The sequence below is a fragment of the Devosia sp. CAU 1758 genome, from assembly GCF_054482695.1.
Genome location: NZ_JBTLRJ010000004.1, coordinates 277832 through 290643 on the forward strand (window position 1 = coordinate 277832; position 12812 = coordinate 290643).

A 12812-nucleotide genomic window follows, 5' to 3' on the forward strand; every position below is an offset into this window, starting at 1 on the left:
GTAAACTGAAATAGAGATACGGAAACAGCCATGCCTTTTGACATTGCCGAGCATTTGGGCGCCGTTCATCGCGAAGTCCGCAACGTCGAGCACGATGGACAGTCCGCCAAGGACCTCATCGCCTCACGCATTTATGACACCGATATTAACGACCTCTGGGAGGCCCTCACCAATGCCGAGCGCATCAGACGCTGGTTCGCTCCGGTTTCCGGCAGCCTCCAGCTCGGTGGCCGCTATGCCGTGGAGGGCAACGCCTCCGGGACGATCACGGCCTGCGAGAAGGGGCGGCACTTTGCGGGAACCTGGGAATTCATGGGCCATGTGAGCTGGATCGAGGTCTATCTTGAACCGGCCGGCGAGGGCACGCGCCTTGAACTCCATCACATCGCGCCCCACCCGAACCCGCATTGGGACAGCTATGGTGCCGGCGCCGGCGGCGTAGGCTGGGAACTGGGCCTTCTGGGGCTGGCCGAGCATGTCAAACGCCCCAATGACGATGTCAGGGCCGAGGGCAGCAGCGGCTGGGAAACCTCCGAGGAGGCCAAGGAACTGGTGCGGGCCGCCAGCACGGATTGGGGACGGGCCTCCGTCGAAGGGGGCGACGAACCGGGCCAGGCCATGCGCGCGGCCGAGGCCACGCGGCGCTTTTATTCCGGCGAGCCTCCATTGGAGTCCTGATGCACGCCTTCGATGTCCTGGGCGACCCTGTCCGCCGCCGCATCCTCGAACTGCTTGCCGAGCGCGAGCACGCCTCGGGGGAAGTCGTTGCAGTCATTGCCGCCGAGTTCGGCATCAGCCAGGCTGGGGTCAGCCAGCATTTGAAAGTGTTGCGGGACAATGGCTTTGCCAGTGTGCGGCCGGAGGGGACGCGGCGGGTCTATCGGCTGGACACGAGCCCCTTGCGAGACATCGACGACTGGATGGAACGCTTCCGAGTGTTCTGGCCGGTGCGCATGGAAGCGCTGGCAACCGAAATCGCGCGCGGCAAGAAAGAGAGGACCAAGTAGCGCCGGCTTATTCGTCGCAGACCGGCGGGCCGGACTCGACAACAAGGCCGCCACCCTGATCGAGCGCATGGAGCGCGATGGGGTCATTTCACCCGCCAATCATGCCGGCAAACGCGAAATGCTCGTCGGCAACAATGCGGATGGGTACTGAGCCCGCGCTGAGGATCGAAACGTCAAGCGCCGACGTTCTGTGACAGGAAAACAGGAGGCGCTCAGTGTCGAACAACGATTCCGTTGCTTTTTTCGGCTATACCGGCCCCATAGAGCCCGGGGGCGTCGGACGTCTGGCGGGCGCACTCAATTCAGCAGTTAATGAGGGGGTGGAGCGGGTCACGCTCGCCTTCAGCTCCAACGGGGGCTATGTGGCCGACGGTGTCTATCTCTACAACCACATCCGCGCGCTGCCGCTGCACCTGGTGATCTATAATACTGGTTCGGTCGGGTCTATTGCCGTATCGGTTTTTCTTGCGGCAGCAGAGCGCTACTGTTCCACCCATTCCATGTTCATGATTCACCCCACGACCATGGGACATTCGGATGGCATGAGCGCGCGCCGCCTTCAATCAACGCTTGATGCGGCATTGGCGGACGATGATCGCACGGACGACATCTTGCGTGAGCGTAGCCGCATCCCGCCCGCCGTTTTGGCGACCCGGCGGCACAGCGAGGTCCATATTGCGCCCGCGCAGGCCTGCGACTACGGCTTTGTCGATGCCGTGCGCGAGTTCGCGCTGCCAAAGGGGCATCAGATCGTTCAAATCTAGCCGTGTCTCATCCATGGAGGTACTTTCGCTCACGCCAAGGCAGCGGCCTCGAGCCGCTGCCTTCATGCAGATCTTGGATTGTTCACCGGTCCTGATTGTTCTTGTCCTGGTCAAGACGATCGCGATTGAACTCGCCACCCTGCTGACCCTGCTGACCCTGCTGGCCCTGCTGGCCCTGCTGATCCTGTCCGGATTGCTGACCTTCGCTGCCACCCTGCCGATTCAGGTCATCGTCGCGGCGTTGGTCCTGCTGTCCGCCCTGCTGGCCCTGCTGGTTCTGGCCCGACTGCTGGCCACCCACGCCGCCCTGGCGGTTCTTGTCATTGCCGAAAGTGTTTTCGTTCTTGTCGTGGTCTTGCATTTGGAGTCTCCTCCTCCGTGCCGGACCCGATTGTCCGGCACCCTTACAACGGGGCGCTATTCAGCTCTGTTCCGCAAATGTGATCCAACCTGAAAAAGTGATCGTCCGGCCAACCGCCCGCGGACCGACCGAGCATCGGGAACTTTCCACCTGTTGCCGCAATTGCTGCCTAGGTTAGGCTCCAACAAAATCTTCCCGCGAGGAAATCCTGCCGATGATTCGCCGCACCGCCCTGATGCTTGGACTGGCCGCCATCCTGTCGCCCGCTTTGCCCACCTTCGCGCAAAGTCGCGCGCTGACCCCGGAGGAGCAGCAGCTGATCGAAGAGATCAATGCTCACAACTCGGCGATCCGAACCATGGTAGGGCGCTTCCTGCAGATCGACAGCCAGGGGGGGCGCACCGAAGGCACGTTCTTTCTCGAACGCCCCAACAAGATCGCCTTCCGCTATGCCCCGCCCAGCCGCGAGGAAATCGTCTCCATCGGGCGCGGCTTCTATGTCATCGACCGGCGCGAAGAGACCTATTACGCCTATCCGCAGGATTCGATTCCGCTCCGGCAATTCCTGGGCGAACAGATCAACCTGCTCAATGCCAATGTGATCGATGTCACCACCACCGATGGCTATCTCAGCATCACCGTGATCGACAATACCGTGGCCGGCACCGTGCAGGTCTCACTGATCTTTGATATTGAGACCAAGGATCTGGCGCAGTGGACGCTGATCGAGCCCAATGGCTCGGAACTGACCTTCTCGCTCTATGACGTGGAAAAGAACCGGGAAATTCCGCCCAACTTCTTCACCTTCCCCGCCACCTATACCGGCAAGGAACCGCCGCGCTGATCTGGCCTGGCCGCTTCGATGTGGAAAGCCCCGGACTGGTCCGGGGGCCCTTGTCTCAGAGCCCGAAGGCCAGGATGGCGATCAGTCCGGCCCCGCCCACCAGGATGCGCCACCAGGCAAAGGGCGCAAAGCCGTGACGCGAGACGAAGTCGAGCAGGTATTTGACCACCAGCGCGCCGACGACAAAGGATGCAGCAAACCCGATGGCGATATTGAGCCCCAGGCTCATGTCGATGAGGTCGCGGCTCTTGTAGAGATCATAGCCGAAGGCGCCCGCCATGATCGGCAGGGCGATGAAGAAGGTGAACTCCGCCGCCGCGCGCTTGGACGCCCCGAACAGCATTGCCCCCACCACGGTCGAGCCGGAGCGCGACACGCCGGGGACCAGGCTCAGCATTTGAAATAAGCCTACGATCAGCGCCAGATGCCAGGGAAACCGATAGATGTCGTCGTGACGCACCTGTTTGGGCATGCGGTCCACGATGAGCAGGACGATGCCGCCCACCAGCAGCGAGATGCAGATCACCAGCGGGGTCTCGTAGAGCACCTGCTGAATGTAATCACGCGCCAGAACCCCCACCACAACTGCGGGCAGGCACGCCAGCACCACGGCCAGGGCGAAGCGCCAGGCATAGGCTTTGCCGCTCAAGGCGTCACGGATCAGCACGCCAAGCTTGGCGAAATAGACGGTGATCACCGCCAGGATGGCCCCGAGCTGGATCAGCACGATAAAGGCGGCAGGTTGGGAAAGACCGAAGAAATGCCCGGCCAGCAACAGGTGGCCGGTGGAGCTGACCGGCAGGAATTCGGTAAGCCCTTCGAGAATTCCCAGGATCAGGGGCACAAAAAGACCTTGATCGGCGTTCATTTGATCCCCTAACTCGTTTCCAAGGGCCGCATTCAACCCGATTTCTCTTAGCCGTGTTCGCCAGGGGCGCCAAGGCGGGGAGAAGCAGGGCAGGTCCGCAACATTCTAGAGCGTCCATTTCATGCCGAGCCTTGTGCACCACCCGCTAGATCCAGCCTCCCGCCTCATCCGGCTGATGTGCGCCGAATATGGCGTGCCGCTGGACCTGGAGGAGACCAAGCCCTGGCTGCGCGAGGAGGCCCTGCTGGCCATCAACCCGGCTGCCACCCTGCCGATCCTGTTTACCGACGCCGAGCAGTCCGTGGTGGGCATCATGGCCACTATCCACGCCGTGGAGGATCTCTATGCCCCCCAGGCGGTGGAGGGGCTGATCCCGGCAGATCCGATGCAGCGGGCCGAGATGTGGCGGCTGGTCGAATGGGCCCTGCTCAAGCTCAATGACGAGGTGACGCGCTACCTGATCGAGGAAAAGATCGCCAAGCGTGACCTGCGGGGCGCCACGCCGGAGCCCTCCGTGCTGCGCGCCGCCAAGGCCAATTTTGTCGAGCACATGCTCTATTTCAACTGGCTCCTGGCCAGCCGCAACTGGGTCGGGGGCGACGAGCTGACCCTGGCCGATTTTGCCCTCGCCGCCCATATTTCCACGCTCGACTATATGGGAGATATCGACTGGGCCAAGGCGCCGCCGGAAACCCGCGACTGGTATTCGCGCATCAAGTCGCGCCCCGCCTTCAGGACCCTCCTCAATGACCGGGTCGTGGCCATGCAGCCCTCCAAGGGCTATGCGGATCTCGATTTTTAGGCCTATCTGCCGGCATGGCCGACGCCAGCACCGAAAAGCTCATTGCTGAACTGAGGGCCCGCGCCGAGGCGCTGGGCTTTGATGCCTTTGGCATTGCCCCGGCCGATGCCCGCCCCGACCTGCCCGAAAAGCTGCGCCTGGCCCTGGCGGAGGGCTGGCATGCCGACATGGACTGGATGGCCGAAACCGAAGAAAGACGCGGCGACCCGCGCCAGCTCTGGGACGAGGCACGCTCGGTGATCCTGCTTGGGGTCAATTACGGCCCCGAGAGCGACCCCATGGCGCTACTGGATGAAAAACAGGTCGGGATCATCTCCGCCTATGCCCGCAATCGCGATTACCACGACATCATCAAGGGACGGCTGAAGGAACTGGCGGGCCTCTTGGCGCGGCGCACCGGCGCCGATGTGAAGGTGTTTGTCGACACGGCCCCCCTGATGGAAAAGCCGCTGGCCGAGGCGGCGGGCCTGGGGTGGCAGGGCAAGCATTCGGTTCTGGTGAGCCGCGATTTCGGCTCCTGGCTGTTCCTCGGGGCCATCCTGACCAGCGCCGAACTGCCGGTGGATACCCCGCATGCCGAAAGCTGCGGCTCCTGTACCAAATGCCTCGACATCTGCCCCACCGATGCCTTCCCGGCCCCGTTCCGGCTCGATGCCCGCAAATGCCTCGCCTATTATTCGGTCGAGCACAAAGGCCCGATTCCGCGCCAGTTCCGCGCGCCCATGGCCAATCGTATCTATGGCTGCGACGATTGCCTGGCCGTCTGCCCCTGGAACAAGTTTGCCTCGATCAGCCGCGAGGCGCGGCTGCGCAGCCGGCCGGAACTGGAAAGACCGGCATTATCAGATCTGGTCGCGCTCGATGATGCTGGCTTCCGCGCCCTCTTCGCCGGCTCGCCGGTCAAACGCATCGGCCATGCCCGTTTCCTGCGCAATGTGCTGATCGGTATCGGCAATTCGGGTGATTTGGGCCTGGTGCCTGCCGTCAACGCCCGGCTCGACGATTCCTCGCCCCTGGTGCGCGGCGCTGCCATCTGGGCCCTGCGCCGGCTCGATCCGGCGCAGGCCGAGGCCATGCGGCTGGACAGGCAGGCGCGGGAAGGCGATAGCAGCGTGCGCGAGGAGTGGGACGGAGAGGTGTGATGCAGGCGTTCTTTTTCGGACTGGGATTTTCGTCCCTCCGGAGCGTAGCCTTCATGCAGGCGCAGGGCTTTGACCGGGTCGGCGGCACAGTGCGGGGACGCGACAAGGCGGAGCGCCTGCGCGCAGAGGGCCTTGATGCGGTCGTCTTCGATGGCACCACACCGGGGCCGGACATTGCCAATCGGCTGGCCACGGCAAGCCATGTCGTTCTCTCCATTGCCCCGGACGAGGAGGGCGACCCGGTGCTGCGCCATCACCGCGCCGATCTCGACGCGGCGCAGAATCTGAAATGGCTCTGCTATTATTCGACCGTCGGCGTCTATGGCGATTTCGGCGGCGACTGGATCGATGAGACCGCGCCGCTGGTGCCGCGCAATATGCGCTCGGACCGGCGGGTGCTGGCTGAACAGGCCTGGCGCGATTATGCCGCCGAACGCGGCCTGCCGCTCTGCATTCTCCGGCTGGCCGGCATCTATGGGCCGGGACGCTCGACCTTCGACAAATTGCGGGCCGGTACGGCGCGGCGGGTGATCAAGCCGGGCCAGGTGTTCAACCGCATTCATGTCGAGGACATTGCACGCGTCACTACGCTGGCGGCGCAGCAGCGATTGGCCGGGACCTTTAACCTGGCCGACGATGAACCGACCCCGCCCCAGGACGTGATCGAATATGCGGCAAGGATGATCGGCTTGCCCGTGCCGCCCGACCTGCCCTTTGAAACGGCCGAGATGACGCCGATGCAGAGGAGTTTTTATCGCGACAACAAGCGCGTCTCCAATGCGGCCATCAAGACGGCGCTGGGCATCGAAATGCTCTACCCAAGCTATCGCGAGGGCCTTGCCCAAATCCTCGGAACCGAAAAATGACCCCGTCACCTGCCAAGTCCGCACCCCAGCGCATCGTGCTCGAGGGCCATTATGTGCGGCTCGAACCCATCGACAGGCGCCACGCGGCCGACCTTCTGGCCGTATCCAACCTGCCGGGCGGCCCCGAGCGCTTCCGCTGGCTGTTCACCGAAGCGCCGCCTACCCTGACCGACATGGAGGCCTGGATCGACAAGGCCAATGCCGGGCCGGACCTCTATGTGGCCGTGGTCGAGAAAGCCAGCGGCAAGGCGCTGGGCCAGCACGCCTGGATGCGCATAAGGCCCGAGCACGGTTCCATAGAAATCGGCGGCGTCTATTGGGGCCTGCCCATGGCCCGCAGCCGCCTGTCGACCGAAGCGCTGTTCCTGTTCGCCCGCCATGCCTTCGACGACCTCGGCTATCGGCGTTTTGAATGGAAGTGCAACAATGCCAACGAACCCTCAAAGGCCGCCGCCAAGCGCTTCGGCTTCACCTTCGAGGGGATTTTCCGGCAGGACATGATCATCAAGGGCGAGAGCCGCGATACGGCCTGGTTCTCGATGATCGATGGCGAATGGCCCACCCTGAGGGCCGAATATGAACGCTGGCTGCACCCGGACAATTTTGATGGGGATGGGCAGCAGAAGACCAAGCTCGGGATACGGGGTTAGGCGCCGCTCAAACCATACCCAGGACCGCATCCCGCAACCGCGCCAAATCCTCCGCCCGGCTCAGCCTGTGGTCGCCATCGGGGATCAGGGTGAAGGTAACGGGGTCGTGCAGAATGTGGGCGAGCAGCTTCTGCGCATGGGCTGGCGGCACATCGGGGTCCCGCCCACCCTGCAGGATATGCACCGGGCAACCGGTCTCGATGACCTTGCCGAACAGAAGGTGATGCGCCCCATCCTCGAGCAGGCGGCGCGTATAGCGATAGAGCCCGTCGCCATAAGCGCTCACCCGCTCGTAATAACCCTTGAGGTCGAGATCGCGCTTCTGCTCGTCGCTCATGCGGGCCGCGATCCGCTCCGTGGCGTCCGTGGCCGGGGCGATGAGCACCAAGCCCTTGAGCGGCGCGCCCTTCGCCAATTGCCGTCGAGCCAGCAACAGCGCCAGCCAGCCGCCCATGGACGAGCCACAAACGATCTGCGGGCCCGAGGTGGTGGCAAAAACCGCCTCGGCCTCCTCCAGCCAGCGGCTGATCGTACCCTCGTCGAAATCCCCGCCCGAGGCGCCGTGGCCGGAATAGTCGAAGCGGGTGACGGCCAGCCCATGCTCGGCTCCCAATGCGTCGAGTGCCTCGGCCTTGGCCCCGGTCATCACCGACCGGAAACCATTGAGCCAGAAAAGTCCCGGTGCCGCGCCACTGCGCTGGAGAACGGCGATTTGGCGACTGTCATTGCCACTGCCGATGGTGATATGGAGGGGCTGGGTGGAACTCAAACGCATGAGCGACGCTTTCCTTTGGCTTGTGCCGGGCGTATCCATGGCGCAACAGCCTGAATTTCCGTACCTGCGCCAGTTGACTTTAGCTGCCGCTACCACGATTTTAGGGCCGATTTCAGCCCCTCCTACCAATAACACAAGGAACGCTTGCCATTCGCCGTCCCATGAGACCCGTTACGCCCCAGAAAGATGGGCCGCTTGCCAACGAGGATATCACCAGCCCCGACGTCCAGCTGATCGATGCAGAAGGTGAAAACCGCGGCATCGTGAGCACACGCGCCGCGATGGCCGAAGCCCAGGAACAAGGCTTGGACCTGGTCCTGATCGCCGCCAATTCGCAGCCTCCCGTCGCCAAGATGCTCGATCTCGGGCGCTATAAATACGCGGCACAGAAAAAGGCCGCCGAAGCGCGCAAGAAGCAGAAGGTGATCGAGGTCAAGGAAGTGCAGATGCGTCCCAACATCGACACTCATGACTATGAGACCAAGATGAAGGCCGTGCAGCGTTTCCTGGACGAAGGCGACCGCGTCAAGGTGACCATGCGCTTCCGCGGCCGTGAAATGGCTCACCAGGACCTTGGCATGCAATTGCTGCTCAAGGTGCGCGAGCAGACCGAGGCCGTAGCCAAGGTCGAAAGCCAGCCACGCTCCGAAGGCAGGCAGATGGTCATGGTGCTGGCGCCCAAATAAGGCGACGGCAGTGATGAAATGAAAAGGCGGGCCGCAGGGTCCGCTTTTTTGTTTTGGAATGATCGGAAGTTAACGAAAGGGATCAGGCCCACTTTCCCTGCCGCCCCACCGATGCAAGACTGCGCGTGCCTAAGGTCCAGGCACTGGGAGAGGTAAGAACCCTTGGGGGAGGGATGAGATTGTTCCGCATATTGGTGGGGCTGTTTTCCGCGCGGAGGAGGCCGGCACGGCGGATCGAGCCGGAACTGGTGCCGCAATTGCCGCGGGAAATGCGCCTGGTGGTGGTGCGCCCCGACCGGCCGGCGGTGCCGCGGGTCGAAAGGGTGGTGCGAGGGCCATGCTGGGTGGTCGATGGCGACACCATCATCATCGACAAGATACGAATTCGGATTGCCGGCATCGACGCGCCCGAACTCGACCACCCTTGGGGGAAGCAGGCTAAGTGGGCGCTTGTCAAACTGTGCAAGGGTCAGATGGTGACGGCGCACATCAGGCCCGAATTGTCCTATGACCGGATGGTCGCCCAATGCCTGCTGCCCGATGGGCGCGACCTTGCCGCAGAAATGGTGCGGGCCGGGATGGCGCTGGACTGGCCCAAATTCTCGGGCGGAAAATACCGGCACCTCGAAACCGCAGATGCACGCAAGGAGCTCTGGCGCGCTTCGGTGCGTCAGCGGGGCTTGATGGGGGCGGTCGATCGAACCCCGGACTGAGCAAAAAAGCGGGCCAATGGACCGCTTCGTGGCATTCGGCGCCGCCTAAAGATCCGGCCCCGCGACGAAGGGCATGATGTCCACCCCGTCGCCCGGAAACGTGTTGAAATGGGGATGGTCAAGGAAGAGCGCGGCAGCCGCTTCGGCCGTATCCGCCTTCACGATCACATAGCCGCAAATGTCATTGCTGGCCGGGGCAATGCCGGATGTGGTGACGCGGGTGGTCTTGCCAACCATGCCACCCTTGCTGACGATGGCATCGGCGCGCCGCTTTTCCCATTCGGCCCATTGCGGCAGGCCGGCTTCATCCACCGCGTCCTGCTCGGGTTTGGGCATGGCGCGGAAGCGGACGACATTGTCATTGTTCATCATGTAGACGGCAAGAAAGAGCGGCAAGGCGGCCTCCTTCAGATCGGGAATGCGCGGCGAGACTAGGGCCTCATCCCGGTGCTGTCAGCCGGCAATCGTGTCCACATCGGCCTTCATCGGAATGGCGGGCTGCGCCCCTGGCTTGAGGCAGGCAAGGCTCCCCGCAATGGCGGCGCGGCGCAGGGCCGCCTTGAGGTCATGGCCGGCATCGAGACCGGCGGCGAGGTAGCCGCAGAAGGTGTCCCCGGCGCCGACTGTGTCGACCGGCTTCACCTTGTGGGCGGGCACCGAAATCGGACCGTCCGGCGTCCGGGCGCGGGCGCCTTCGGGGCCGAGGGTCACGACAATGGTCCGGCCGGTGCGGTTGACCCAGTCCTGCATGGCGGCGTCGAGCTGGTCGATCGGGCGGCCGGTGAGCAGGGAAAACTCGGTTTCATTAGCGACCACGATATCGGCCACCGGCGCCAGCTTTGCCGTGTCGGGCAGGAAGGGCGCGGTATTGAGGATCGAGCGGGCGCCCTTTTCGCGAGCGATTTCGAGGGCACGTCGCGTGGCTGCCTGCGGCACTTCCTGTTGCACCAGCAAGGTGTCGCGGGCAGTGAGCCCCGCCAAGCCCGCTTCGGCATCCTGGGCGCTGACCGTGCCATTGGCGCCGGGCAGAATGGCGATGACATTCTCGCCGCTCGCATCGACAAAGATCATGGCGATGCCGGTGGCCGCCTCGGCCTTGCGCATGCGCGTGAGGTCAACCCCGCCCTGCCTGAGCAGGTCCAGCGCCAGATCGGCAAAGGCATCGTCGCCTACCGCCGAAACATGCAGCACGTCCGACCCCGCCCGGCGCGCCGCCAGCGCCTGGTTGGCGCCCTTGCCGCCCGGCGCCATGGAAAAGCTGCCCCCGGCCACGGTCTCGCCCGGCTTCGGGAGGCGGGTAACGGTGCCGATCTGGTCGAGATTGGTGGAGCCGAAGACGGTGATCATGAGAGCATCTTCTCGATGGTGTTCCAGTTGCGCATGGTGTCGAGACTGCCCTTGCCCAGCTTTGCATACAGCGGCTTGAGCACATCTTCCACATGCTCGGTATAGCGCCCATTGGGCTGGCGATAGGCGGCAATGTAAATCTCGCGTGGATCCACACGCAGGATTTCCGTATCGCCGGGGCGGCTGTCGAGCGCAATGCCCTGGGGCAGGTCCTGGTCGAACATCAGGACATGGCGGGTGAATTCGGCCTTGCGGTCGAGGCTGCCGAAAGGATGGTCGTCGAGCATCGCCTCGAACGCGTCGCGGGTCCGCAGCACCACGTCAACCTGGAACCCGAACTGGTTGGCAATGGCCTTTTCGAGACGCGCTTTGATGCTTGCCGCGTCCCCTGCACCGACGAGGCGCGCATTGCCGCTGGCAGCCACGGTCTTGATGTCGGAAAAGCCGGCGGCCTCGAGGCAGGTCTTGAGTTCGGCCATCTTCATCTGCCGATTGCCCAGATTAATGCCGCGCAGAAACGCGAACCAGGTGCTCATTTGGCCTTGGTCCCCTGCGGATAGATGGTTTCGCCGCGCTCCAGCATTTCGACAAAGCTGGCTATGCGCTTCTTTCGACCCGCCTGGGTCTTGAGGGCATTGGTGCGAAAAATCAGGGCAAAGCGGTTCTGTGCCGAAAGGCCGTCATAGGCCATCCGCGCGGCGGGGCTGGCCTTTATGGCGGCAGCGAGATCGGCGGGGGCCTCCTGCGTGGTCTTGTAGGCGGCATCCCATCGACCATCAGCCTTTGCCGCTTCCACATGGGCAAGGCCATGCCCGGTCATCAACCCCGCTTCCACCAGCCGCGCGACATTGTCACGATTGATCTGGCTCCACACCGACTTGGGCCGGCGCGGACAATAGCGCTGCACGAAGGAAACATCGTCCCAGCTCTTCCTGATAGCGTCGATCCAGCCCCAGCAGAGCACCGCGTCGATGGCCTCCACCGGTGAAATGGTCGCCAGACCCGATCCCTTCTTGAATATGCGGATCCAGATCTCGTCGGCGCTGTCGTGATGGGCAGCGAGCCAGGTATAGAAGGCCTGGAAATTGGCAAATTCGCGCAGCTTGTCCTTCGGGACGGTGACCGGCGCCATGGCCTACTCGGTTGGTTCTGCGGGGCTGGCCGGGGGCAGCAAGGCTGTCAGCACAGCTTCAAGCCGCTCGTGGACCGGCAAGGCAATGCCGAACTGCTCGGTCAGCACCGACCGCATCTCTTCAAGGCGAGTGATGGTGCGCTTTTCGGCTTCGCCCTCGACCGGCTGGCGGGTGAATTGTGCATTGTGCAGTTTCCGGCGTTCGCCGCTCGGCGCCAGGGCCACCCGTAATTCCCGGGTGAAGGGCGAGGTCGGGTCCGTCGCAATCCGCTGATTGATCGATGCGATGTCCTCCCCGCTCACCGCATCGAGGGTGAACATATAAACCGCCCGCCACTCCTCGCCGATCCTGATTTCCAACGTCCAGTCGGGGTCGCCGCCCACCAGGCGGAAGGTCTCGTGCGGCGTGGTTTGTTCGGTTTCTGGCCGCAGGCGCAGGGGCGTGGTCAGCGTCAGCCCGCCAAAGCCGACATCGGCTATGTGGTTCTGCCCGTTGATCTCGACCAGCAGCAGCAGGTGGCTGGGCGGTTGCGAGGCACCTTCGGGATTGGTCCAGACCACCCGCGCCAGAAGAGGGCGCACGGTAAATTCGAGGTCCTGGAGCATGCGCATGAACAACAGATTGTGTTCAAAGCAATAGCCGCCGCGTTTCTCAGTCAGCAGCTTGCGCTCAAGGCTGGGCTGGTCTAGCGGCACCGGTTCGCCCAGAAGCGGATTAAGGTTCTCGAAGGGGATGGCGGCAGGATGCAGCGCATGCAGCAGGTCCAGCGTCGCCAGGGTCGGCGCGATGGAGCCGGCAAAGCCGATTCGCTCGAAATAGGCTTTGGTATTGACCTTTTCGGGCATCAGCCACCT

General features: G+C 63.3%; 18 protein-coding genes and 1 pseudogene. 11 read left to right on the forward strand and 8 right to left on the reverse strand.

The window, feature by feature from the left end; translation table 11 throughout:
- The first annotated feature begins 30 nt into the window (after nt 1-30).
- The 4 genes and pseudogenes from ACXYMS_RS14805 (at nt 31) to ACXYMS_RS14820 (ending at nt 1771) form a co-directional block, all read left to right on the forward strand.
- Complete coding sequence (locus tag ACXYMS_RS14805) at nt 31-678, forward strand: SRPBCC family protein (RefSeq protein WP_458907496.1); 648 nt, start codon at nt 31-33, stop codon at nt 676-678.
- A complete protein-coding gene (locus ACXYMS_RS14810) occupies nt 678-1007 on the forward strand; it encodes an ArsR/SmtB family transcription factor (protein WP_458907498.1) in 330 nt (109 codons plus the stop codon). Before ACXYMS_RS14805 ends, ACXYMS_RS14810 begins: the two co-directional genes overlap by 1 nt.
- A gap of 22 nt (nt 1008-1029) precedes the next feature.
- A pseudogene (locus tag ACXYMS_RS14815) lies at nt 1030-1158 on the forward strand (DNA translocase FtsK); the annotation flags it as partial.
- Between the two features lie 64 nt (nt 1159-1222).
- A complete protein-coding gene (locus ACXYMS_RS14820; protein ID WP_458907499.1) occupies nt 1223-1771 on the forward strand; it encodes an ATP-dependent Clp protease proteolytic subunit in 549 nt (182 codons plus the stop codon).
- 82 nt (nt 1772-1853) lie between these two features.
- On the opposite strand, the gene ACXYMS_RS14825 is transcribed toward ACXYMS_RS14820, so the two are convergent.
- Nucleotides 1854-2132, reverse strand: a complete 279-nt coding sequence (locus ACXYMS_RS14825) for a hypothetical protein (RefSeq protein WP_458907501.1) — start codon at nt 2130-2132, stop codon at nt 1854-1856.
- 214 nt (nt 2133-2346) lie between these two features.
- Between ACXYMS_RS14825 and ACXYMS_RS14830 the strand changes: the two genes are divergently transcribed.
- Entirely contained in the window at nt 2347-2976 is a 630-nt protein-coding gene (locus ACXYMS_RS14830; RefSeq protein ID WP_458907503.1) for a LolA family protein, read from the forward strand.
- 55 nt (nt 2977-3031) lie between these two features.
- On the opposite strand, the gene ACXYMS_RS14835 is transcribed toward ACXYMS_RS14830, so the two are convergent.
- Nucleotides 3032-3844 carry an undecaprenyl-diphosphate phosphatase gene (locus tag ACXYMS_RS14835; protein ID WP_458907505.1) on the reverse strand — a complete coding sequence of 271 codons (813 nt, stop codon included), beginning with the start codon at nt 3842-3844 and terminating at the stop codon, nt 3032-3034.
- 121 nt (nt 3845-3965) lie between these two features.
- Between ACXYMS_RS14835 and ACXYMS_RS14840 the strand changes: the two genes are divergently transcribed.
- Genes ACXYMS_RS14840 through ACXYMS_RS14855 form a run of 4 tightly spaced genes read left to right on the forward strand, consistent with a single transcriptional unit; the run spans nt 3966 to nt 7304 of the window.
- A complete protein-coding gene (locus ACXYMS_RS14840; RefSeq protein ID WP_458907506.1) occupies nt 3966-4646 on the forward strand; it encodes a glutathione S-transferase family protein in 681 nt (226 codons plus the stop codon).
- A gap of 14 nt (nt 4647-4660) precedes the next feature.
- The gene (gene queG, locus ACXYMS_RS14845; protein WP_458907508.1) at nt 4661-5788 is read left to right on the forward strand and encodes a tRNA epoxyqueuosine(34) reductase QueG; all 1128 of its coding nucleotides are present in this window, start codon (nt 4661-4663) and stop codon (nt 5786-5788) included.
- Nucleotides 5788-6654 carry an SDR family oxidoreductase gene (locus tag ACXYMS_RS14850; protein ID WP_458907509.1) on the forward strand — a complete coding sequence of 289 codons (867 nt, stop codon included), beginning with the start codon at nt 5788-5790 and terminating at the stop codon, nt 6652-6654. The genes queG and ACXYMS_RS14850 overlap by 1 nt, the downstream gene beginning before the upstream one ends.
- Nucleotides 6651-7304 (forward strand): GNAT family N-acetyltransferase, encoded by a 654-nt coding sequence (locus ACXYMS_RS14855; protein ID WP_458907510.1) that lies wholly within the window; start codon nt 6651-6653, stop codon nt 7302-7304. The genes ACXYMS_RS14850 and ACXYMS_RS14855 overlap by 4 nt, the downstream gene beginning before the upstream one ends.
- 7 nt (nt 7305-7311) lie before the next feature.
- Here the strand turns inward: ACXYMS_RS14855 and ACXYMS_RS14860 are convergent, their stop codons facing one another.
- Nucleotides 7312-8079, reverse strand: a complete 768-nt coding sequence (locus tag ACXYMS_RS14860; RefSeq protein WP_458907512.1) for an alpha/beta hydrolase — start codon at nt 8077-8079, stop codon at nt 7312-7314.
- A 149-nt stretch (nt 8080-8228) separates the two neighbouring features.
- Here ACXYMS_RS14860 and infC point away from each other — a divergent pair, with 149 nt between their 5' ends.
- Together infC and ACXYMS_RS14870 are read left to right on the forward strand one after the other, a co-directional pair.
- Complete coding sequence (infC, locus tag ACXYMS_RS14865) at nt 8229-8765, forward strand: translation initiation factor IF-3 (RefSeq protein WP_458907811.1); 537 nt, start codon at nt 8229-8231, stop codon at nt 8763-8765.
- 179 nt (nt 8766-8944) lie between these two features.
- Nucleotides 8945-9478 (forward strand): thermonuclease family protein, encoded by a 534-nt coding sequence (locus ACXYMS_RS14870; protein WP_458907514.1) that lies wholly within the window; start codon nt 8945-8947, stop codon nt 9476-9478.
- A gap of 45 nt (nt 9479-9523) precedes the next feature.
- Here the strand turns inward: ACXYMS_RS14870 and ACXYMS_RS14875 are convergent, their stop codons facing one another.
- From ACXYMS_RS14875 to ACXYMS_RS14895, 5 genes are read right to left on the reverse strand one after another with little or no spacing between them, the layout of a single operon-like run.
- Nucleotides 9524-9874 (reverse strand): hypothetical protein, encoded by a 351-nt coding sequence (locus tag ACXYMS_RS14875; RefSeq protein WP_458907516.1) that lies wholly within the window; start codon nt 9872-9874, stop codon nt 9524-9526.
- A 57-nt stretch (nt 9875-9931) separates the two neighbouring features.
- Entirely contained in the window at nt 9932-10825 is an 894-nt protein-coding gene (locus ACXYMS_RS14880; protein WP_458907518.1) for a ribokinase, read from the reverse strand.
- Nucleotides 10822-11361 (reverse strand): DUF1697 domain-containing protein, encoded by a 540-nt coding sequence (locus ACXYMS_RS14885; protein WP_458907519.1) that lies wholly within the window; start codon nt 11359-11361, stop codon nt 10822-10824. The genes ACXYMS_RS14880 and ACXYMS_RS14885 overlap by 4 nt, the downstream gene beginning before the upstream one ends.
- Nucleotides 11358-11957 (reverse strand): YdeI/OmpD-associated family protein, encoded by a 600-nt coding sequence (locus ACXYMS_RS14890; RefSeq protein WP_458907520.1) that lies wholly within the window; start codon nt 11955-11957, stop codon nt 11358-11360. The genes ACXYMS_RS14885 and ACXYMS_RS14890 overlap by 4 nt, the downstream gene beginning before the upstream one ends.
- 3 nt (nt 11958-11960) lie before the next feature.
- Nucleotides 11961-12803: an arylamine N-acetyltransferase family protein gene (locus ACXYMS_RS14895; protein WP_458907522.1), complete on the reverse strand. Its 843-nt coding sequence runs from the start codon at nt 12801-12803 to the stop codon at nt 11961-11963.
- Between the last annotated feature and the right edge of the window lie 9 nt (nt 12804-12812).